Source organism: Pectobacterium polaris, assembly GCF_002307355.1.
GTDB lineage: Bacteria > Pseudomonadota > Gammaproteobacteria > Enterobacterales > Enterobacteriaceae > Pectobacterium > Pectobacterium polare.
Genome location: NZ_CP017481.1, coordinates 1516944 through 1539592 on the forward strand (window position 1 = coordinate 1516944; position 22649 = coordinate 1539592).

Annotated in this window: 18 protein-coding genes; 9 read left to right on the forward strand and 9 right to left on the reverse strand. The window is 50.9% G+C overall.

Annotated elements, in window-relative coordinates:
• Positions 1–36: 36 nt before the first annotated feature.
• Positions 37–1299 carry a UDP-N-acetylglucosamine 1-carboxyvinyltransferase gene (gene murA, locus BJJ97_RS06890; RefSeq protein WP_095993457.1) on the forward strand — a complete coding sequence of 421 codons (1263 nt, stop codon included), beginning with the start codon at positions 37–39 and terminating at the stop codon, positions 1297–1299.
• 108 nt (positions 1300–1407) lie between these two features.
• On the opposite strand, the gene degS is transcribed toward murA, so the two are convergent.
• The 3 genes from degS to zapG form a co-directional block, all read right to left on the reverse strand.
• Positions 1408–2505, reverse strand: coding sequence for an outer membrane-stress sensor serine endopeptidase DegS (degS, locus tag BJJ97_RS06895; RefSeq protein WP_095993458.1), 1098 nt, complete (start codon positions 2503–2505; stop codon positions 1408–1410).
• A 137-nt stretch (positions 2506–2642) separates the two neighbouring features.
• Positions 2643–4013 carry a serine endoprotease DegQ gene (degQ, locus tag BJJ97_RS06900; protein WP_095701302.1) on the reverse strand — a complete coding sequence of 457 codons (1371 nt, stop codon included), beginning with the start codon at positions 4011–4013 and terminating at the stop codon, positions 2643–2645.
• A 258-nt stretch (positions 4014–4271) separates the two neighbouring features.
• Complete coding sequence (zapG, locus tag BJJ97_RS06905; RefSeq protein ID WP_010296674.1) at positions 4272–4676, reverse strand: Z-ring associated protein ZapG; 405 nt, start codon at positions 4674–4676, stop codon at positions 4272–4274.
• A gap of 221 nt (positions 4677–4897) precedes the next feature.
• Here zapG and zapE point away from each other — a divergent pair, with 221 nt between their 5' ends.
• From zapE to rpsI, 3 genes are all read left to right on the forward strand, one after another.
• Positions 4898–6049, forward strand: coding sequence for a cell division protein ZapE (zapE, locus tag BJJ97_RS06910; RefSeq protein WP_095995333.1), 1152 nt, complete (start codon positions 4898–4900; stop codon positions 6047–6049).
• A gap of 236 nt (positions 6050–6285) precedes the next feature.
• The gene (gene rplM / locus BJJ97_RS06915; RefSeq protein ID WP_005975488.1) at positions 6286–6714 is read left to right on the forward strand and encodes a 50S ribosomal protein L13; all 429 of its coding nucleotides are present in this window, start codon (positions 6286–6288) and stop codon (positions 6712–6714) included.
• 15 nt (positions 6715–6729) lie between these two features.
• Positions 6730–7122, forward strand: a complete 393-nt coding sequence (gene rpsI / locus BJJ97_RS06920) for a 30S ribosomal protein S9 (RefSeq protein WP_010280182.1) — start codon at positions 6730–6732, stop codon at positions 7120–7122.
• 163 nt (positions 7123–7285) lie between these two features.
• On the opposite strand, the gene BJJ97_RS06925 is transcribed toward rpsI, so the two are convergent.
• The 3 genes from BJJ97_RS06925 to BJJ97_RS06935 all read right to left on the reverse strand — a co-directional run bounded on the left by BJJ97_RS06925 (position 7286) and on the right by BJJ97_RS06935 (position 10757).
• Positions 7286–8614 carry an MFS transporter gene (locus BJJ97_RS06925; RefSeq protein ID WP_095993459.1) on the reverse strand — a complete coding sequence of 443 codons (1329 nt, stop codon included), beginning with the start codon at positions 8612–8614 and terminating at the stop codon, positions 7286–7288.
• 213 nt (positions 8615–8827) lie between these two features.
• Positions 8828–9874, reverse strand: a complete 1047-nt coding sequence (idnD, locus tag BJJ97_RS06930) for an L-idonate 5-dehydrogenase (RefSeq protein WP_095993460.1) — start codon at positions 9872–9874, stop codon at positions 8828–8830.
• Positions 9875–9983: 109 nt separating this feature from the next.
• Positions 9984–10757: an SDR family oxidoreductase gene (locus tag BJJ97_RS06935; protein WP_095993461.1), complete on the reverse strand. Its 774-nt coding sequence runs from the start codon at positions 10755–10757 to the stop codon at positions 9984–9986.
• A gap of 180 nt (positions 10758–10937) precedes the next feature.
• On the opposite strand from BJJ97_RS06935, the gene BJJ97_RS06940 reads away from it, so the two are divergent.
• The 4 genes from BJJ97_RS06940 (at position 10938) to sspB (ending at position 14812) form a co-directional block, all read left to right on the forward strand.
• Complete coding sequence (locus tag BJJ97_RS06940) at positions 10938–11642, forward strand: FadR/GntR family transcriptional regulator (RefSeq protein ID WP_039482295.1); 705 nt, start codon at positions 10938–10940, stop codon at positions 11640–11642.
• A gap of 356 nt (positions 11643–11998) precedes the next feature.
• A complete protein-coding gene (locus tag BJJ97_RS06945; protein WP_095993462.1) occupies positions 11999–13243 on the forward strand; it encodes an enolase C-terminal domain-like protein in 1245 nt (414 codons plus the stop codon).
• Positions 13244–13661: 418 nt separating this feature from the next.
• Entirely contained in the window at positions 13662–14303 is a 642-nt protein-coding gene (sspA, locus tag BJJ97_RS06950) for a stringent starvation protein SspA (RefSeq protein WP_005975503.1), read from the forward strand.
• A gap of 5 nt (positions 14304–14308) precedes the next feature.
• Positions 14309–14812, forward strand: a complete 504-nt coding sequence (sspB, locus tag BJJ97_RS06955; protein WP_010296690.1) for a ClpXP protease specificity-enhancing factor — start codon at positions 14309–14311, stop codon at positions 14810–14812.
• A gap of 58 nt (positions 14813–14870) precedes the next feature.
• Here sspB and BJJ97_RS06960 read toward each other — a convergent pair whose 3' ends face one another.
• Positions 14871–15644 (reverse strand): (S)-acetoin forming diacetyl reductase, encoded by a 774-nt coding sequence (locus tag BJJ97_RS06960; RefSeq protein WP_095993463.1) that lies wholly within the window; start codon positions 15642–15644, stop codon positions 14871–14873.
• 376 nt (positions 15645–16020) lie between these two features.
• Between BJJ97_RS06960 and BJJ97_RS06965 the strand changes: the two genes are divergently transcribed.
• Entirely contained in the window at positions 16021–16434 is a 414-nt protein-coding gene (locus BJJ97_RS06965; RefSeq protein ID WP_095993464.1) for a GFA family protein, read from the forward strand.
• A gap of 82 nt (positions 16435–16516) precedes the next feature.
• On the opposite strand, the gene BJJ97_RS06970 is transcribed toward BJJ97_RS06965, so the two are convergent.
• Together BJJ97_RS06970 and gltB are read right to left on the reverse strand one after the other, a co-directional pair.
• Positions 16517–17935, reverse strand: coding sequence for a glutamate synthase small subunit (locus BJJ97_RS06970; RefSeq protein WP_039482283.1), 1419 nt, complete (start codon positions 17933–17935; stop codon positions 16517–16519).
• A gap of 9 nt (positions 17936–17944) precedes the next feature.
• The gene (gene gltB, locus BJJ97_RS06975) at positions 17945–22405 is read right to left on the reverse strand and encodes a glutamate synthase large subunit (RefSeq protein ID WP_039482282.1); all 4461 of its coding nucleotides are present in this window, start codon (positions 22403–22405) and stop codon (positions 17945–17947) included.
• Between the last annotated feature and the right edge of the window lie 244 nt (positions 22406–22649).

A 22649-nucleotide genomic window follows, 5' to 3' on the forward strand; every position in this document is an offset into this window, starting at 1 on the left:
CGACATATTGAATTAAGACATCGAGATACAAAGACTATGGATAAATTTCGTGTTCAGGGCCCAACCCGTTTAGCGGGGGAAGTGACCATTTCCGGCGCCAAGAATGCTGCGTTGCCTATCCTGTTCGCTGCGTTGCTCGCAGAAGAGCCGGTAGAAATTCAGAACGTACCGAAACTGCGCGATATTGATACCACCATGAAGCTGCTTGGTCAGCTGGGTGCGCGCGTTGAGCGTAACGGTTCCGTCCATGTGGATGCCAGCGATGTAAACGTGTTTTGTGCGCCGTACGATCTGGTGAAAACCATGCGCGCCTCTATTTGGGCTTTAGGGCCGCTGGTGGCGCGTTTTGGTCAAGGTCAGGTCTCGCTGCCCGGCGGCTGTGCGATTGGCGCGCGCCCGGTAGATTTGCACATTTACGGCCTTGAGCAGCTCGGTGCGCAGATCGTACTGGAAGAAGGCTATGTCAAAGCAACGGTTGATGGCCGCCTGAAAGGTGCGCATATCATGATGGACAAAGTGAGCGTGGGTGCCACGGTTACCATCATGAGTGCGGCGACGCTGGCGGAAGGCACCACGATTATTGAGAACGCCGCGCGTGAACCAGAGATTGTCGATACGGCAAACTTCCTGAATACGCTGGGTGCGAAAATTAGCGGTGCAGGTACGGATAAGATCACCATTGAAGGTGTTGCGCGTCTGGGCGGCGGTGTCTACCGCGTGGTGCCTGACCGTATTGAAACCGGGACATTCCTGGTCGCGGCTGCGGTATCTCGTGGTCAGATTATCTGTCGTAATACCCGTCCTGATACGCTGGATGCGGTGTTGGCAAAGCTGCGCGAAGCGGGCGCGGAGATCGAAATTGGCGAAGACTGGATCAGTCTGGATATGCACGGTAAGCGTCCAAAAGCCGTTACCGTTCGCACGTCGCCGCATCCGGGGTTCCCGACTGATATGCAGGCACAGTTCAGCCTGCTGAATCTGGTTGCGGAAGGGACGGGCGTGATTACCGAAACCATCTTCGAAAACCGCTTCATGCACGTGCCTGAGCTTATTCGTATGGGCGCACAGGCGGAAATTGAGAGCAATACGGTAATTTGCCACGGCGTTGATAAGCTGTCTGGTGCGCAGGTGATGGCGACCGACTTACGTGCGTCAGCCAGTCTGGTATTAGCCGGTTGTATCGCGGAAGGTGTGACGATAGTCGATCGTATTTATCACATCGATCGTGGCTATGACCGCATCGAAGATAAGCTGCGTGCGTTAGGTGCAAATATCGAGCGCGTTAAAGAGCACGAGTAAGCGTTTCAGCTGCTTTATCTTCACAATTAGGTTTGTCAGCCGGGTGGGTTCCCCACCCGGTTTCTTGTTTACCTACTGATGTGACTTTATCAACGACCTTGTATGCCGTTATTGGGTAGGGAATTCCTGAATCGTCATTTGTAGTGTGATTTGCTTATTATCGCGCTCAATGGTGACGGGAATGACGGTGCCGGGGCGTATTTCTGAAACCTGCTCCATGGTTTCAATAATCGAACGTGCAGGCTTATTGTTTACGCTCACGATGACGTCTTCGATACGAATCCCCGCTTTATCCGCTGGCCCACCTGAGTCGATAGTCTGAACAAGAATACCGGTTAATCGCCCCTGTGCATTACGGTTGTTGGTTGACGTGCTGTTCTCAAAGTTTTCGAGCTGTACGCCGTTGACGCCAAGATAGCCACGCACTACACGACCATCGCGGATGAGCTTGCCCATCACTTTGGTCGCCAGCGCGACAGGAATGGCGAAGCTAATCCCTTCCGGCGTTTCGCCGTTGCTGCTTTTATCAAACGAGAGGGTATTAATCCCGACCAGCTCACCAAGCGTATTGACCAGCGCACCACCGGAATTCCCGTGGTTGATGGATGCATCGGTTTGTAGCAAATTTTGTCGTCCTACCTGACTTTTTTGCTGACCGTACGTACTAAGGCTGACGCGACCAGTGGCGCTGATGACGCCCTGCGTGACGGTTTGCCCCAGATTGTAAGGATTGCCGATCGCCATCACGACATCGCCGACGTGCGGTATGCGGTCTGGATTTATCGAAATAACGGGTAAATTGACGCCATCAATTTGCAACACCGCCAGGTCTGTCAGGCTATCGGAACCGATCACGCGGGCTTCGTACAGTCTGCCGTCTGACAGCTCTATCTGGATTTGCTGCACGTTATTAATCACATGCTTATTGGTTAAAATATACCCTTTCTCATTCATGATGACGCCGGATCCGAGAGGATGAATGGTGACTTCGCTGGGGTTATCCGGCTTGGCAACCCGGTTATAAACGTTCACCACGGCAGGCGCCGCATGGCTGACGCCCTGATGGTAGCTTATAGGCGAACCATCAGTATTTCTGTCATTGCCTTTCAGAAATGACGAGCCAGACCCGACAAAGGGCAGTACGGCCAGAATAATACCGGCGACGAGGGCACCAAAGAGCGCTGAACGTAATAACTTAGCAAGCATGGCCGTGATTTACTGTGGAAAAAGGGAGATAAAGGGAGGATATCACGAGAAGTTCGGACACCGCATGGCTCGGTGTCCGATTTTTTAACATTAGCGATGTTCTTGCCAGTTAAGTTGCCGAAAAAGACGGCAAGTGATTAACGTAGCAGCAGATAAATCGTTTCTTCGCCCCGGACGATATTCAAGGCCAGAACGGAAGGCTTCGCTTCCAGCAGTTTGCGCAGTTGCGTGATGTTTTCAATACGCTCGCGGTTCACGCCGATGATGACATCGCCTTTTTGCAGACCGACCTGTGCTGCTGGTGTGTCCTTAGCAACGTTATCGATCTGTACGCCTTTGCTGCCGTCTTTCAATTGGCCATTAGTCAGAGAAGCTCCCTGCAATGACGGTGAAAGTGTTTCAGCGCTGGTTGATGCCGATGAGCTGTTATCCAACACGACGGAAACTTCCTGCGGTTTACCATCACGCAGCAGGCCGATTTTCACGGTCTTGCCCGGCGCGGTGGTGCCGACTTTGGCCCGCAGTTCTGCAAAGCTGCTGATTGGTTTACCATCCAGCGTCGTCAATACGTCGCCTGCCTTGATACCGGCTTTGGATGCGGCAGATTTCGGTAAGACTTCGCTGACGAAGGCGCCGCGCTGCGCGTCGACGTTGAAGGCTTTCGCCATCTCAGACGTCATCTCGCTGCCTTTAATACCCAGCAGTCCGCGTTTCACTTCGCCAAATTCAACCAGCTGCTGCGCCAGATTCTGGGCCATGTTGCTAGGGATAGCGAAACCGATACCGATGTTTCCGCCGCCCGGTGCCAGGATCGCGGTGTTGATACCGATCAGCTCGCCGTTGAGGTTAACCAGCGCACCGCCGGAGTTACCGCGGTTGATGGACGCATCGGTCTGGATGAAGTTTTCTAGCCCTTCAAGATTCAGGCCGCTACGTCCCAGCGCAGAGATAATACCGGACGTCGCGGTCTGACCAAGGCCGAACGGGTTACCAACGGCAACGGCGAAATCACCGACGCGCAGTTGATCGGAATCGGCCATTTTTACAGAGACCAGATTCTTGGCGTCATTCAGCTGTAGCAGGGCGATATCGGTCTGCTCATCACGACCGATCAGTTTCGCCTCATACTCACGTCCGTCATTAAGCTGGACGCGGATCTTGTCGGCGTTATTGATCACGTGATTGTTGGTGAGCACGTAACCTTTTGCAGCATCAATAATGACGCCAGAGCCCAATCCTTCAAACGGGCGAGAATTTTGTTTGTCCGTCGGGAAGTTAGGGCCAAAGAAGAATTTGAATTCTTCCGGTACGCGCTGACGCTGTACTTGTGTACCTTCAACATGCACGCTGACGACGGCTGGCAAAACTTTCTCCAGCATCGGGGCCAGACTTGGCGTCTGTTGCCCTTGAACCACGGCAGGCAGCGCAGCATTCGCTACGGGAAGCGTGGACAGGGTCAAACCTATACTCATTGCCAGTGCACTAAATAGTAATGATGTTTTTTTCATTGTTATTAACTCTCTCACGGCCTGCGGATGAATAAAACGATGATATATAAACTTAAAGACACGGTGAAGAGTCAGACTGGCGATCAATGTGTAAAGTTCACTGCTGTTTCGTCAGCAGATTGTAACTATCGCTTTTTTAATGCGTGATCGGGCGATGACAGCCTGCGGTACGCGTCTTAAACGTACAAGCGTTTTAAGCGTAGAACAAGAGAGGGGAAAGCGTGAGACAGAAAGCCTCACGCTTAGGGGGAAACTGAATTACTTGCGAATTGGGCGTTCGCCACGCAGCAGGCCTGATGCTCCGTCGGAATAATCGCGCGGCGGCATGTTCACCGGAGCCTGATCGTTATCCGCTTCTGATTCGGTCAGACGATATTTAAACGGATTATCCTGACCGGGAACGTGAGGTAACAGGTTATTGGAGCTTTTCGCCATGTGCTGATAAAGCTGACGATAATCATCCGCCATGTTATCCAACAGCTCCGCACTGCGGGCGAAGTGACCCACCAATTCCTGACGATAATCTTCCAGTTCGGTTTTGCTTTTCTCCAGCTCATTCTGCAATACCTGCTGTTGCCGCAGCTTACGGTTACCAAAGCGCATGGCGACAGCACCAATAATGATACCGACAACTAAACCTATCAGCGCATACTCCCAAGTCATAATAGCTCCTATTTTGACGTCGTTGTCCCGTAGGGTTTTTCACTTAATAATAGTCACTATAACCGTTAACCTTGCCTGAGTGGAATCCTGATACTCGATGACAGAAAGGAATGTTGACCTACCGCAGACATCAAGGTTGTTAACTGCGACGATTACGGCTTAAATCGACGACAACACACAGCAAAACACGACTAACTTTTTTCTCAGGGATTGCGATGGCTATGGTTATTCCACAGACAACACAGCAGCAAACAACACCCTTGGCGCTTTATCAGCAGGCGCTTTCCGCTGGTGAATATCAGCCGGACGAGGTGCAACGGCAAACCGTTGTGCGCCTGGAGGCGATACATCAGGCGTTATGTGAACGTGCTGCTGATGGCGATACGGGGACATCCGAGCGCGTGGGGAAATGGCGTAGCTGGCTGGGGCGGCGTAATAAACGTGAATCTGCGCCGGTTCAAGGGCTGTACATGTGGGGCGGCGTCGGGCGCGGTAAAACCTGGCTGATGGATATGTTTTTCCACAGCTTGCCTGCTGAGCGAAAAATGCGTCTGCATTTTCATCGTTTTATGCTGCGTGTGCATGAAGAACTGAACCAGTTTCAGGGGCAGGAAAATCCGCTGGAGAAAGTGGCCGACGGTTTTAAAGCCGAAACGGATGTGCTGTGCTTCGATGAATTTTTCGTCTCTGACATTACCGATGCGATGCTGTTGGCTGAACTGCTGCGTGCGCTGTTTGCCCGTGGCATTTCATTGGTGGCGACGTCGAATATTCCGCCAGACGATCTCTACCGTAATGGGCTGCAACGCGCGCGTTTTCTGCCTGCGATTGAGCTGATTAAGCAGTATTGTGAAGTGCGTAATGTCGATGCGGGTATCGATTACCGTCTGCGTACGCTGACGCAGGCACACCTTTATCTCTCGCCGCTGAATGAAGAGACAGATGCTGCGATGCAGCAGATGTTTACCCGCCTGACCGGGAAACCGTGGCAGACGCCGGGGCCGGTGCTGGAGATCAATCATCGTCCCTTATCGACACTTGGCGTGAGTGACGGCGTATTGGCGGTCGATTTCCACACGCTGTGTACCGAAGCACGTAGCCAGAATGATTACATCGCACTTTCACGTCTCTACCACACAATGCTGTTGCACAATGTGACGGTGATGGAAACGAAGGAAGAGAATACCGCCCGCCGTTTTCTGGCGCTGGTGGACGAGTGCTACGATCGCCGTATCAAATTGATTATTTCTGCGCAGGCATCGATGTTTGATATCTATCAGGGAGAACACCTGAAATTTGAATATCAGCGCTGTTTATCCCGTTTGCAGGAAATGCAAAGCGAAGAGTACTTGCGCCAACCCCATTTGGCGTAACGCAGACGATGGCTTTTCGTCATTTTCGAGCGAAAAAGGGTCGATTTTTAAGAATGACTTCTCTATAATCTTGCGACCCCACGTTACAACAAAGTTTTTTTCCCAAAAACTTTATAGTGCCGGCAATGGCTATTCGAAGGGGTAGGTTTGCTGGACTTGATGGTCGTGTGAGCCTCAACTGTTTTCGAGCGTTCGGGTGTTCACCAACGTGTAACTAATTATTGGGTAAGCTTTTAATGAAAACTTTTACAGCTAAACCAGAGACCGTAAAACGTGACTGGTACGTTGTTGATGCGAACGGTAAAACTTTAGGCCGTCTCGCTACTGAACTGGCTCGTCGTCTGCGCGGCAAGCATAAAGCGGAATATACCCCGCACGTTGATACGGGTGATTACATCATCGTTCTGAACGCTGACAAAGTTGCTGTAACTGGCAACAAGCGTACTGACAAGATTTATTATCATCACACCGGTCACATCGGTGGTATTAAACAAGCGACCTTTGAAGAGATGATTGCCCGCCGTCCTGAGCGTGTGATTGAAATCGCGGTTAAAGGCATGCTGCCGAAGGGCCCGTTGGGTCGTGCTATGTTCCGTAAACTGAAAGTTTACGCGGGCACCGAGCACAATCACGCGGCACAGCAACCGCAAGTTCTGGACATTTAATCGGGATTATAGGCAATGGCTGAAAATCAATACTACGGCACTGGTCGCCGCAAAAGCTCCGCCGCTCGCGTGTTCATCAAACCGGGCAACGGTAACATCGTTATCAACCAGCGTAGTCTGGAACAGTACTTCGGTCGCGAAACTGCCCGCATGGTAGTTCGTCAGCCGCTTGAACTGGTCGACATGGTTGGTAAATTTGATCTGTACATCACCGTTAAAGGTGGTGGTATCTCTGGTCAGGCTGGTGCGATCCGTCACGGTATCACCCGCGCTCTGATGGAGTATGATGAGTCTCTGCGTAGCGAACTGCGTAAAGCTGGTTTCGTTACTCGTGATGCTCGTCAGGTTGAACGTAAGAAAGTCGGCCTGCGTAAAGCACGTCGTCGTCCTCAGTTCTCCAAGCGTTAATTTCTGGCTGCTTTGCAGCGAAATCAATGCAAAAAACCCGGTGCTGGTCACTGGGTTTTTTTATGTCTCAGCCGCGCTGTAGGCTACCAATGCAAAAGACCACCTCAAGAGGTGGTCTTTTGCATTTAGAATGTAGCGTTTACCTTTACTGCGAGGATGTCTGCTATTCCGTTGCGTTTTTTACATCATGCAGGTCACGATCTTTGACTTCTGGCATCAAAAGGGCGGATAGCAAGCCAATGCAGGAGTAGCAAATTAACATCACAGCGATGGGATACCAGGACCCCGTTATTTGGCAAAAAATACCCGCTAACAAAGGACCGAGCCCCGTAGCGAATAACCCGCCGATCTCTTTGGAGATTGCCATTTGGGAGAAGCGGTTTTTTGAACCGAACATCTCTGCCATCGTGATCCCTTCGATTGCTGCTTGCCCCAACACCGCGATGTTATGAATGAGGATTAAGCATACCGTTATCGTGGCAACTGCCTGCTCTTTATTCACGATGATTGAAATCATCGGATAAGCGAGAAGAATAGAGCCCAGCGTCAGGATAATATAAGGAATGCGGCGTCCGATTCTATCTGATAGCCACCCCATCAATGGGATTGTCAGAAAGCCGATGACTGAACTAATCATGATGGCATCGGTTGGAACGGCCTTGTTAAAGAGTAGCGTTTGTACCATGTAGCCAGCTAGGAAAGTCTGGATAATGCCCGAGTTCCCCGCCTGTCCGAAGCGAAGACCTGTTGCAATCCAAAACGCTTTCCCTTTTAGCAAAGACCAAAAAGGAGTGGGCTGGTGGGCGACTTCTTCTGTTTCCTGTACCCCTTCAAATACCGGGCTTTCTTTCAGATTCAGACGTAACCAGATAGCAAACCCCATCACCACGAAACTCGCAAGGAAGGGAAGACGCCATGCCCAATCAATGATCTCTTCATTGCTAAAGAGGTAAAACATCGCAGCCCAAATGGCCGTTGCGCTCAATGTTCCGCAGTTGGTTCCCATTGCAACCAGCGAGGCAATAATGCCTTTTTTACCCTTAGGTGCATATTCTGCCAGCATGGTACTGGCACCAGAGATCTCTGCACCGGCACCCAGTCCCTGAATCACTCTGAGCAATACCAATAGAATCGGTGCCAGAATACCAACCTGCTGGTAAGTCGGGAGTGCGCCTATTAATGTGGTACAAACCCCCATTAATGCAATAGTAATAAACAGAACCTTTTTCCTGCCTACTCTATCTCCCATTTTCCCGAAGAAGACGGCACCGACAATACGGGCAATGTATCCTGCACCGTAGGTTCCCATCGCGAGAATTAATGCCATAGCAGCCGATTGTTCAGGGAAGAAAATTTCATGGAAGACCAGTGCGGCACCAAGAGAATAGAGCTGGAAATCCATGAATTCTAGTGTGGTACCGAGCCAGCCAGAAACGGATGCCCTGGCAAGATCGGAGGTGCTTCTTTTAACCTTAACTGGAGATGAGTTCATAGTGTCACCATATGATTATTAGATTTAATTCAATATGTGGTGAGGTATAAATACCTGGTGGCACACACGAAAAATCATTTCCAGACAAGGTGTGGAAATAATTAATCGATAGAAGAATAAGAAAAACACCACATCTTGATTTTTGGTCAACAGCGTATTGTCAGCATTCCTTTGCCGTATTCTTCCGATTTAAAATTAAAGGTGATGTCTTTATTAAAATTTAACGAGTACTTTTGAGGAAATATTTTTATCACTCGCAGCAATTAATGCATCTTCAACATCATGATAAGAATATTCAGCGGAGATAATGGGTTGTGGATTTATAATACCTTTCTCCAACCATTTAACCGCAGTAGCAAATTCATTAATGAATCGGAATGATCCTTTCCAGGTGAGTTCTTTTACTAGCATTTGTGCAACGGGATATTGAACAGGGTTTGGCCCCATACCAATTTGTACAATCAAACCATTAGGGCGTGTCGCAAAGACCGATGAGGCGATTGCCGCAGGCGCACCGCTGGCCTCGAATGTCACATCAAAGTAGCCTTTATTTTGGTTATAGATTTCCATTGCACTTTCATCAAGCGGATTGACGGAGGCATCGGCTCCCATTTCCAGCGCGATGTTTCTGCACCGTTCACTGATGTCGGACGCGACAATCTCTACGGCGCCTGAGGCTTTCGCTGCGGCAATCGTCAAAGCACCAATAGGACCCGCACCGATGACCAGAACTTTTTTACCGACCAGGCTGCCGGCGACGTTGATGGCATGAATAACAACCGCCGTTGGTTCCGCAAGTGCCATAATTTGCGAAGGGACATTTTCGTCATAGGGATAGCACTGCTGTGCGGAAACCGTGACATATTGAGCAAAACCGCCGTGTACGTGCGGATTAAATTGGGCGCTTCCCATGAATCGCATACTAGGGCATTCGTTCTGCTTGCCTTCCAGACAATACTCACATTTGTTGCAAGGCTGGGAAGGATTGATCGCCACTTTTTGGCCGACTTTTAATTGGCTATTAGCTGGTGCCTGATGAATTCTTCCAACGAACTCGTGACCAATGATCATGGGATGTTTTATTACAGATAAACCGGCATGGCCTTCATGATAATAATGAATGTCTGAACCACAAATACCGCCGCACTCAACGTTAACGACAATATCGTTTTCGGTATAATTCAGTTCACGACTTTCTATTTTTACGTCTTTTTTTCCATGAACAATACATGCATCAAAGGTAAGTGTATCTTGTTTCATATTGATACCTCTAAAATAATATAGTGTGGTTTTCCTTTATCGCGGTGTAGGGAATTAAAACCACACGTTGACTTATCAATCATCTCTGACGAATATCGATTTCTGAGAATCAGAGTACTGCTAACCATCCGCCATCGACATAGATGACCTGACCATTGATATAATTCGATGCTTCAGCAGACAGGAAAATAGCCGTACCGATAAGTTCTTCGGTTTTTCCCCAGCGTTTAGTTGGGTTGCTACTTTTGACCCACTTGTCGAATTCGACATCTTTAATCAAGGCTTCATTCATGTCGGTTAGTATGTAGCCGGGACCGATTGCGTTCGCTTGAATGTTATATTCTGCCCATTCCGCCGACATGGAGCGCGTCAACATTTTGATTCCGCCTTTAGCCGCGGTATAAGGTGCGACGGTAGGACGTGCTTGTTCACTGGTCAGTGAACAGATATTGATAAATTTGCCGCCGCGGCCGCGTTTTATCATGCGGATTGCAGCCTCGCGCGAGACGAGGAATGTCCCTGTCAGGTGAATGTCCATGACGCGCTGCCAGTCCTGTAGCGCGAGGTCGACTAACGGTTGACGATGCTGGATCCCTGCGTTATTAATCACAATGTCGATTTCTATACCAGCGGCATCCATCAGGTTGAATGCATTGACGATCTGGTCTTCTTTTGAGACATCAATCACGTAACCTTTGGCGTTATAGCCCTTTGCCGTTAGCTTTTCTACCGCCTCGTTCAGCGTTTCTTCTCTGATGTCGCTGAGTACAATGGCGGCACCCGCTGATGCGAGTCCTTCTGCATAGGAAAAGCCGAGGCCTCTTGCAGAACCGGTAATGAGTGCAGTTTTCCCTGATAGATCAAATAGTTTTGCGGCATCCATTATCAACTCCTTAACTGATTATTGAGCGGTGAATAGGTTATTTTTTAAGAGGTAGTATTGTCATACATCATGTTGTCATACAACTAACGAGTGGAAGTGATGGTGTCGCTTTGTTATACTTCAATCAACAGTCAAAGCGTTTTTTTGTGATCATGATTCCAATAATTGATTTGAGGCGTTATGGACAATATAGAATCAATACCAAGAAATAATATTGCTGAAGCCGTCTATCAGAAGATGCAGAAAAAAATACTCAGCGGCGAGTGGAAACAGGGTGAGAAATTACCGTCTGAGTTTGAATTAAGTGAAGCTTTTGAAGTAAGTAGAACGAGTATTCGCAGTGCGGTTCAAAAATTGAGGAACCTGGGAATCATCTATACCAAACATGGTCGAGGTTCTTTTGTTTCAAATGAACTTGAAAGCTTCCGTATGCAGGCGAATGACAAGCCGATTCTTCACCTGACGAAAGGTGAATTCATGGACATGATGGTGTTTCGGCAAACGGTGGAATTTAAGTGCATCGAGCTGGCGGCAAAAAATGCAACGGATGAGGATATTGCTCTTATAGAAGATGCACTTAACCGAATGCTGGTCAACAAAAACGACTATAAAAAATACTCTCAGGCCGACCTGGATTTCCACATGGCGATTATCAATGCGGCGCACAATAAAGTATTTTCACATGCCATTAAGTATGTGAAAGGTATGTACTATTTCTATCTGGAAGAGTTAAATCGAGTGTTAGGTATAACGCTAGATAGTATTGACGCGCATATCAAAATTTTTATGGCGATCAAAAACCGTGATATTGAAACCGCTAAGCTATGTCTGGATCAGGCAATGGAATGTAACATTGTTATGATCAACAACCTTGATAATAACTAACGCGTAAATATCGCCCTATTTCTCAGGCCGCTTACCGCTTCTTTTATTCGTATGTCAGTAACGGCCTGCTGGTGCTTGCTTTGCAGCATCGGCAATTTTTTCGGCATCGGAAATTGATATTACTTCGCGGTATTTTTGTATCTGAAATGTGCCCGTAGTGATCCACTATTTATCTAATTTATTAGAATTATTACCTTTAGCGACATCCTCTTTCAGCCCGCTGTACTTCCCTGTTTTCTCTTCGATATAAGTTGCTTTTATTTTTTTCTTTTGATAGTAATACCTCAAGAAGTATGATGTCATACAACAAATGAGATTCTACATAATCTGATTGTGGCTATCACAGGAGTTTTTGAATGATAAAGGTAACAAACGTAAAGACGATTCTAACGGCACCGGGTGGCATTGATCTGGTGGTCGTCAAGGTCGAAACCAATCAGGACGGCTTATACGGTTTGGGATGTGCGACCTTTACCCAACGTATTTTCGCGGTTGAAGCGGCGATTAATGAGTACATGAAGCCTTTCCTGATCGGGAAAGATCCTTCTCGTATTGAAGATATCTGGCAGTCTGCTGTTGTGAGCGGCTATTGGCGCAATGGGCCGGTGATGAACAATGCGATCTCGGCTATCGATATGGCGCTGTGGGATATCAAGGGTAAAGTCGCTAACCTGCCGGTCTATGAATTGCTGGGCGGCAAATGCCGTGACGGTATTCCGCTTTATCGTCATTGCGATGGTGCGGATGCGGTTGCGGCGGAAGATAACATCCGTGCGGCAATGGAAGAAGGCTACCAGTACGTTCGTTGTCAGATGGGCATGTACGGTGGGGCCGGGACGGAAGACCTCAAACTGATTGCCACTCAGTTGGATAAAGCCAATATCACGCCGAAGCGCTCGCCAAGAACGAAGACGCCCGGTATTTATTTCGACCCTGATGCTTATGCCAGAAGCATTCCGGCCTTTTTCGATCATCTGCGCAATAAGATTGGGTTTGATGTTGAATTTATTCATGATGTTCATGAGCGCGTATCGCCGGTTACCGCGTTGCAAATGGCGAAGTCTCTGGAAGATTACAAGCTCTTTTATCTTGAAGACCCCGTCGCGCCAGAGAATGTTGATTTCCTTAGCGTGATGCGCCAACAAACATCCACCCCAATCGCGATGGGAGAACTGTTTGTTCATGTTGCCGAATACAAACACCTGATAACCAATCATCTGATTGATTTTATTCGCTGCCATATCAGTATGATCGGTGGGATTACACCAGCCAAAAAACTGGCGACACTCGCCGAGTTTCATGGCGTGAGAACCGCCTGGCATGGCCCGGGTGATATCTCCCCTATTGGCGTAGTCGCGAATATGCACATTGATATGAGTATTACTAATCTGGGTATTCAAGAATATACGCCGATGAATGAGGCTCTGCGGGACGTTTTCCCTGGCTGCCCGGATATTGAAGGCGGATACGCGTACCTGAACGATAAGCCAGGATTAGGAATTGATATCGATGAGCAAAAAGCGAAGCAATTCCCTGTTGAAGGCGGATTGCCGTCATGGACGAATGCACGCTTGCCAGATGGCACTGCGGCACGACCTTAATCATCGGTTTAACGGCATCAATTTGCTTTAATTTCGATTACTTAGAAGCCGACGGCCCTCGCCGGCTTCTATGCGCCTGACGATTCAACGCAGACCAATACAGGGGATAGATTATTCTCTGGCAGTGTTGTTTGGCCTTCGCTATTGCAGATGAAAAATTTGTATTTAATAAAAAAACTCTTACTTATCATTTTGTTAAATAAGATTATCCGCTTATATCCCCACAAAACGAACAAAATCTGATAAGCTATCCGCCGATTTTATGCCTGTGTGTAAGCTATCGTGTAGCGGTTTAAAACAGCCGGATTTTGTCCGGTGACGTTTACACACATTGGCAAGCAGCATTTCGAATAGCGGTTTGCAGGTTACTGACTGCGCGGTTATTCGCCATATTTTCTCGATAAACTTGGAGGTTTTCATGGCTGTCGCTGCCAACAAACGTTCGGTAATGACGCTGTTTTCTGGTCCATCCGACATTTTTAGCCATCAGGTCCGCATCGTATTGGCGGAAAAGGGTGTGAGTGTCGAGATTGAGCAGGTAGACATGGATAATCTGCCTCAGGATCTTATTGACCTCAATCCTTACGGTTCCGTGCCAACGCTGGTCGATCGCGAACTGACGCTCTATGAATCCCGTATTATCATGGAGTATCTGGATGAACGTTTTCCTCATCCGCCGTTAATGCCTGTCTATCCGGTTGCGCGCGGTAACAGCCGCCTGATGATGCACCGCATTGAGAGCGACTGGTATTCTTTGCTGAAGAAAATTACGCACGGTAGCGCTCAGGAAGCGGACGCAGCACGTAAGCAATTGCGTGAAGAACTGTTGGCCATTGCCCCTGTGTTCAATGAAGCGCCTTACTTCATGAGCGAAGAGTTCAGCCTAGTGGATTGCTATCTGGCTCCGCTGCTGTGGCGTCTGCCGCAGTTAGGCATTGAACTGAGTGGTTCGGGCGCGAAAGAGCTGAAAGGCTACATGACTCGCGTCTTTGAGCGTGATGCGTTCCTGGCTTCCCTGACGGAAGTGGAACGTGAAATGCGTTTGCAAACCCGAGGTTAAACCGTATGGCGTTGTCTCAACTGTCTCCGCGTCGTCCGTATTTATTACGGGCTTTTTATGATTGGTTGCTGGATAACCAATTAACGCCTCATCTGGTGGTAGATGTCACTCTGCCGGATGTTATGGTGCCGATGGAGTTCGCCCGTGACGGCCAGATCGTGCTGAATATCGCACCGCGCGCTGTTGGCGGCCTTGAGTTAGCTGATGACAGCGTTCGTTTCAATGCCCGTTTTGGCGGCGTACCACGTCAGGTTTATGTGCCGATGGCGGCCGTCATGGCGATTTATGCACGTGAGAACGGGGCTGGAACGATGTTTGAGTCCGAACCTGCTTACGAATCTGCAGGTGAATATGAAGACTTTCAGGAAGGCGCACCCGCTTCAGGGACGGTCATGTCGATTGTCGATAGTTCACCTGATTCTGAAGCGCCTGACGATGGCTCGGGTTCTGATGATGAACCACCACAGCCACCTAAAGGTGGCCGACCGTCGCTACGGGTCGTGAAGTAATGTTTAAGGGCACCCTTGTGGTGCCCTTTCTTATTCCCGTTATTCGCTGACTATACGGTTAATTGAACACCATTCCGCCATCAATCAATAGCGATTGTCCCGTCATATAGTCGGAATCGTGGCTAGCCAGATAGGACACGCAGGCAGCGACATCTTCCGGCTCGGAAAGGCGGCCCAGCGTGATGCGTTTGGCGAACTCTTCCGTCGCATAGCCACGCGGTTTCCCTGCGGATTCGGAGATCTTCCGATCGATTTCATCCCACATTGGCGTTTTTACGATACCCGGACAGTAACCATTGACCGTGATGCCCAGCGGGGCTAAATCGCGGGCGGCAGTTTGCGTTAAGCCACGAACCGCGAATTTACTTGAGCTGTAGACGGCGAGTTCAGGGTTGCCTACATGCCCAGCCTGCGAACAGGCATTAATGATTTTGCCGCCGTGGCCCAGAGATTTGAAGGCATCGAGCGCAGCCTGAATCCCCCAGATAACGCCTTTGACGTTGATGTTATAAACGCGATCGACAACGTCTGGCGTGATGTCTTCAATCAGGGTTGAAGGGGCTACACCGGCGTTATTGACGATGACGTTAAAGTCACCAAAGCGCTTTTTGGTTTCTGCGACCGCAGCGAAAACCGCCTCACGATCCGCGACGTCCGCCTGTAGTGCGATGGCCTGTCCGCCGGATTTTTCGATTTCCTGCGCGACGCTGTGTGCGGTTTCTTGGTTATAGTCCACGATGGCGACGGCAAAACCGTCTGCCGCCAGTCTGAGAGCAATAGCGCGGCCAATACCTTGACCGGCTCCTGTTACAAGAGCCACTTCGACTGTCATATTTCCTCCTTAATGAAATCCAATCTCAATAAAGACAAATTAATGCCGGAGGTAAGTGTAGGTCTTTAGCGTGATATTGCAGGATTTATTACGAAAGGTTCTTTAGAACCCAGTGGAAAGATGAAGTTTTTATTAGCCTGTCTGGTGTGATATTCCGAGGAAAGAAGTGGGGTACGTTGCCATCGATTGCTACGGTGCGACTTATTTCCTTTTCTTGCTGCGGCCTTAGGGGAATATCGATTGAAAGTTGAACATTGTCCAACTTCCTGAGAATAAGAAAAAGCGCGTATATAACCTATGCTATAACCGAAACTGGCGGTGATACCCTTTTTATGGGGTATTGCGATTCCAGAACGAAAACTCAGGAGAGGGAGCAATGCATCAAGGTCGTTGTTTATGTGGTGGCGTGACGATTTCCACGGCGTATTCGGTGAGTAAGGTCGATGCCTGCCACTGTGGAATGTGCCAGACGTGGGGCGGTGGTCCGCTCATGGCTATTGAATGTACGGATCCGGCGATTGCCATCGAGGGTGAGGAAAATATTACGGTCTGGCAGTCATCGGAATGGGCCGAACGTGGTTTTTGCCGCGTATGTGGAACGCACCTGTTCTATCGGCTGCGTAGCGGTGGTACTTATCATATTCCGGCGGGTCTTTTTGCTGACGAGACCAATAAAACGTTGGTATCGCAGATTTATATTGATAAGAAACCGAGCTACTACTCGCTTGCTGAGAAAACGCCGATGCTGACGGAACAGGATGTGATTGACCTGTATTCAGGTAAAGATTGAGTATTCAAATAAAGACTGAATCGGGTGAAGGCTGAAAAAGAAAAGGGCAGCTAGCGCTGCCCTCAAGAGACGAGATGTGTTTCTACACTTCCAGATAGTTCATGATACCGTCAGCGGCTTTACGACCTTCTGCGATGGCCGTAACCACCAGATCGGAACCGCGTACTGCATCGCCACCCGCAAAAATTTTCGGGTTACTGGTCTGGAACGCGTTATCGCAACTTTCTGGTGCGACAATGCGACCTTGATCGTCCAGCTTGACGTCATGTTCTGCCAGCCACGCCATTTTGTGCGGACGGAAGCCAAACGCCATGATGACCGCATCGGCTTCCAGAACGTGCTCGGAACCCTCTACGATTTCAGGACGACGACGCCCGTTGGCATCCGGTACGCCCAGTGCGGTACGCGCCATTTTCACGCCACACACTTTGCCCGCGCCATTGATCTCGACGCTTAGCGGTTGCAGGTTGAATTTGAACTCGACGCCTTCTTCACGCGCGTTTTTCACTTCGCGTTTAGAACCCGGCATGTTCTCTTCATCACGACGATAGGCACAGGTAACGTGCGTTGCGCCCTGACGAATCGAGGTACGCACGCAGTCCATCGCGGTGTCACCACCGCCCAGCACCACAACGCGTTTACCTTGCATGCTGATGTAAGGCTCGTCTACTGCGGCTTCAAAGCCCATCAGCTGTTTGGTGTTGGCGATCAGGAACGGCAGCGCATCGTAGACACCCTGAGCGTCTTCATTATCCAATCCGCCACGCATAGACTGATAGGTGCCGACGCCGAGGAATACCGCGTCGTACTCGTCCAGCAGCGCTTTCATCTGCACGTCTTTGCCGACTTCGGTATTCAGACGGAATTCGATGCCCATCTCGGTGAAGATCTCACGACGTTTCACCATCACCTCTTTTTCCAGCTTGAAAGAAGGGATACCGAAGGTCAGCAGGCCACCGATCTCAGGGTGACGATCGAACACGACAGCCTGTACGCCACTGCGTGCCAGCACGTCGGCACACGCCAGCCCTGCCGGACCCGCGCCAATGATGGCGACGCGTTTGCCGGTCGGTTTCACGTTGGCAACGCTTGGCTTCCAGCCCATCTCTATCGCTTTATCATTGATATAGCGTTCGATGTTGCCGATGGTGACCGCGCCGAATTCATCATTCAGCGTACAAGACCCTTCACACAGACGGTCCTGCGGGCATACGCGACCGCAGACTTCCGGCAGGCTGTTGGTCTGGTGCGATAACTCAGCCGCTTCGATAATGCGGCCTTCGTTCGCGAGTTTCAGCCAGTTCGGGATGTAGTTATGTACCGGACACTTCCATTCACAGTAAGGGTTGCCGCACGCCAGGCAGCGGTCTGCCTGGGCTTTGGACTGGCTTTCTGAGAACGGCTCGTAGATCTCAACAAATTCAATTTTACGAATCTTCAGCGGCTTCTTGGGCGGATCAACGCGCTGTAAGTCGATAAACTGGTAAACATTCTGACTCATGATGACCTCTTACTGCGCCTGAACCCGCAGCTCGGCTGCGGAACGACTACGGTGACCCAACAATGCCTTCACATCACTTGACTTCGGTTTCACCAGAGCAAATTTCGGTGCCCAGGTCGGCCAGTTAGCGAGGATCTCTTCTCCGCGGTGTGAACCGGTATTCTGCACGTGCTCGGTGATCAGGCCACGAAGATGTTCTTCATGAATAGCCAGTTCTTCGACATCCAGTACTTCCACCAGTTCCGGGTTAACGCGTTTGCGGAATTCACCGTCTTCATCCAGCACGTAGGCGAATCCACCAGTCATACCTGCGCCAAAGTTCACGCCAGTACGGCCCAGCACGCAGACGATACCGCCTGTCATGTATTCACAGCCGTTATCGCCGATGCCTTCTACCACGGTGATACAGCCGGAGTTACGTACGGCGAAACGCTCACCTGCACGGCCTGCGGCAAACAGCTTACCGCCGGTAGCGCCGTAGAGGCAGGTGTTACCGATGATGCTGGCTTCGTGGCTGCGGAAGGCTGAACCTACAGGAGGACGCACGGAGATGCTGCCGCCTGCCATGCCTTTGCCCACGTAGTCGTTGGCATCGCCGGTTAATTTCAGTTCCAGGCCGCCTGCGTTCCAGACGCCAAAGCTCTGTCCTGCGGTACCGGAGAAGTAAGCTCTAATCGGATCGCCAGCCAGCCCTTGATCGCCATGTTTCTCAGCAATTGCGCCAGACAGCGTCGCGCCGACGGAGCGATCGGTGTTGCGGATATCGAAGTAGAGCGCTTTGCCCTGTTTCGCATCAAGGTGCGGCTGTGCCTGTGCCAGCAGCTCTTTGTTCAACAAGCCTTTATCGAACGATAGATTGCTTTCAGTGCAGTACAGCGCTTTGCCCGGCTGAGGCTGTGCAGCGTGCAGCAGCGGCGACAGATCCAGCTTGTTCTGTTTCGCAGTGAAACCGTCCAGCTCGACCAGCAAGTCGGTACGACCAATCAGATCTACCAGACGGCTGACGCCCAGTTCTGCCATCAGCACGCGAGTTTCATGCGCGATGAAGTGGAAGTAGTTGGTTACACGTTCAGGCAGGCCGTGGTAGTGATCGCGGCGCAGCTTCTCATCCTGCGTTGCAACGCCTGTTGCACAGTTATTCAGGTGACAGATACGCAGGTATTTACAGCCCAGCGCCACCATCGGTCCGGTGCCGAAGCCGAAGCTTTCGGCGCCCAGAATCGCCGCTTTGACGATATCCAGACCGGTTTTCAAGCCACCGTCCACCTGAAGGCGGATTTTGTGGCGCAGGCCGTTGGATACCAGAGCCTGTTGCGTTTCAACCAGACCCAGTTCCCACGGGCAACCTGCGTATTTCACGGAGGACAGCGGGCTGGCACCAGTACCACCGTCGTAACCGGCGATGGTGATCAAATCGGCGTACGCCTTGGCAACGCCCGTAGCGATAGTACCAACGCCCGGTTCGGACACCAGTTTTACCGAAATCATCGCTTTCGGGTTGACTTGTTTCAGATCGAAAATCAGCTGTGCCAGATCTTCGATAGAGTAAATATCGTGGTGCGGTGGTGGTGAAATCAGCGTCACGCCCGGCACGGAATAACGCAAACGAGCAATGTACGGCGTGACTTTATCACCCGGTAACTGACCGCCTTCGCCTGGCTTCGCGCCCTGCGCCACTTTAATCTGAATCACATCGGCGTTAACCAGATAGGCTGGTGTCACACCAAAGCGACCAGAAGCAACCTGCTTGATACGGGACACTTTATTGGTGCCGTAACGCGCCGGGTCTTCGCCGCCTTCACCGGAGTTGGAGAAACCGCCCAGTCCGTTCATCGCCTCAGCCAGCGATTCATGGGCTTCGGGGCTGAGTGCACCGATGGACATGGCTGCGGTATCGAAGCGTTTGAACATTTCAGAAGCGGGTTCAACGCTGTCGATCGCGATGGCCGCGCCTTCTTGTGGTTTCAGTGCCAGCAGGTCGCGTAAGGTCGCAGCTGGGCGCTCGTTAACCAGTTTGGCGTATTGCTCGTAATCGCTGTACTCCCCAGTTTTCACCGCGGTTTGCAGCGTGGTGACCACATCTGGGTTGTAGGCATGGTATTCGCCGCCGTGAACAAACTTCAGCAGGCCGCCCTGTTCCAACGTTTTACGCTTCAGCCAGGCACGCTTGGACAGGTTCAACAGATCCTGTTCAAAGTCGCTGTAGTTTGCACCGCCGATGCGGCTGACGACGCCCAGGAAGCATTGCGTCGACACATCTTTATGCAGGCCCACGGCTTCAAACAGCTTGGAACAGCGATAAGACGCAATCGTCGAGATGCCCATTTTGGACATAATCTTGTACAGGCCTTTATTGATGCCGTTACGATAGTTCAGCATCACGGCACGATAAGGTTTGTCGATGGTGTGGTTATCGACCATCCGCGCCAACGTTTCGTAGGCGAGGTAAGGATAGATAGCCGTCGCACCAAAGCCTAACAGCACGGCAAAGTGGTGTGGATCGCGCGCACTGGCGGTTTCGACAATGATGTTGGCATCACAGCGCAGGCTCTTTTCGACCAGACGGCGCTGAACGGCACCCACGGCCATCGGCGCAGGGACAGGCAAGCGTGATTCGCTAATGCCACGGTCGGAGAGCACCAGTAGAACGGCACCGTCTCTGACTTTGCTTTCTGCTTCGTCACACAGTTTCTCGATTGTCTGTTGCAGCGTTTGCTGCGACGGATCAAACGTCAGATCCAGCGTGTCGGCGCGATAGTGCAGCTCATCCTGTGACGTCAGCTGGGTGAAGTCGGAGTAAAGCAGAATCGGCGATTTAAAGCTCAGGCGGTGAGCCTGACCTTCTGCTTCACAGAAGACGTTCATCTCGCGGCCAATGCTGGTCGCCAGCGACATCACATGGGCTTCACGCAGCGGATCGATCGGCGGGTTGGTCACCTGCGCGAACTGCTGACGGAAGTAGTCATAAATGATGCGTGGACGGCTGGACAACACGGCAAACGGCGTATCGTCGCCCATTGAACCAGTCGCTTCCTGACCGTTCTCGCCCAGTACACGGATGACCTGATCCAGCTCTTCGCTGCTGTAACCGTACTGTTTCTGGAAGGTCTCCAACAGCTCATCGTCGAATTCACGACTGCCGACCTGCTCGTCTGGCAACTCTTCAAACGGCACCAGACGCTTAACGTTTTTCTCCATCCACTCTTTGTAAGGGTGGCGGCTTTTCAAGTCGTCATCGGTTTCGGCAGAGTGCAGGATGCGGCCGCTGCGGGTGTCGATCACCATCAGCTCGCCCGGACCGACGCGGCCTTTTTCAACCACTTCGTCCGGCTGATAATCCCAGATACCGACTTCAGAGGCGCAGGTGATCAGCTTGTCTTTGGTGATGACGTAGCGCGCAGGGCGCAGGCCGTTACGATCCAGGTTACAGGCGGCATAGCGCCCGTCGGACATCACGATACCGGCCGGGCCATCCCACGGCTCCATGTGCATGGAGTTAAAGTCGAAGAAGGCGCGCAGCTCAGGATCCATATCCGGGTTGTTCTGCCAGGCTGGCGGAACGAGCAAACGCATGGCACGGATGATATCCATCCCGCCGCTCAGGAACAGTTCCAGCATGTTATCCAGCGAGCTGGAATCAGAGCCGGTTTCGTTGACGAACGGTGCGGCATCCTGCAAATCTGGGATCAGCGGCGTTTTGAACTTGTAAGCACGCGCGCGTGCCCACTGGCGGTTACCCGCGATGGTGTTGATCTCGCCGTTGTGCGCCAGATAGCGGAACGGCTGAGCCAGCGGCCAGCGTGGAACGGTGTTGGTTGAGAAGCGTTGGTGGAACAGGCAAATTGCCGATTCCAAACGCAGATCGGCCAGATCGAGGTAGAAGCGTGGCAGATCCGCTGGCATGCACAGACCTTTATAGATCGTGACCAGATTGGAGAAGCTACAAACGTAGAACTCTTTATCTTCAATGCGCTTTTCGATACGACGACGCGCCATGAACAGGCGACGTTCCATATCACGTTGACGCCAGCCAGCTGGGGCGTTAACGAAAATTTGCTCAATACGCGGCATGGACGACAGGGCAATTTCCCCCAGTACATCCGGATTGGTCGGAACTTCACGCCAGCCCAGTACGGACAGCGTTTCGTTCTGCAACTCTTCTTCTACAATCCGACGTGTGGCGCGAGCCAGCTCTTCGTCCTGATTGAGAAACATCATGCCAACGGCGTAGTTTTTGGCTAAACGCCAGCCGTGCTCTTCCGCCACCAGACGAAAGAAACGATCGGGCTTCTGAAGTAATAAACCGCAGCCGTCGCCAGTCTTGCCGTCAGCAAGGATTGCGCCACGGTGCTGCATGCGTGCGAGTGCGTGAATAGCAGTACGCACTACTTTATGGCTCGGCTCACCTTCTATATGGGCGATTAATCCGAAACCACAGTTATCTCTCTCTTGGGATGCATCGTACAACATGTTAGTGAACCTCCCCAGGCTCTGTGTGACTCTCACAACCTACTGCGAGAAAGTACCGTGGCGTTGAGCGGCTAGTATTACGCTCTCTTCTTCGGCCTCTCGTGACGGTCTCACAAGTGGTAAATGACTTGTTTTTAGAGGGAGTCTTCATTTACTGCATAAATATGACGAGTCGTGTGCCCGTCAGGAAAGCTTCCAGCGGATCCCCAAATTAGCGAGAAAGCCTGTTCAGGTCAAATACCAG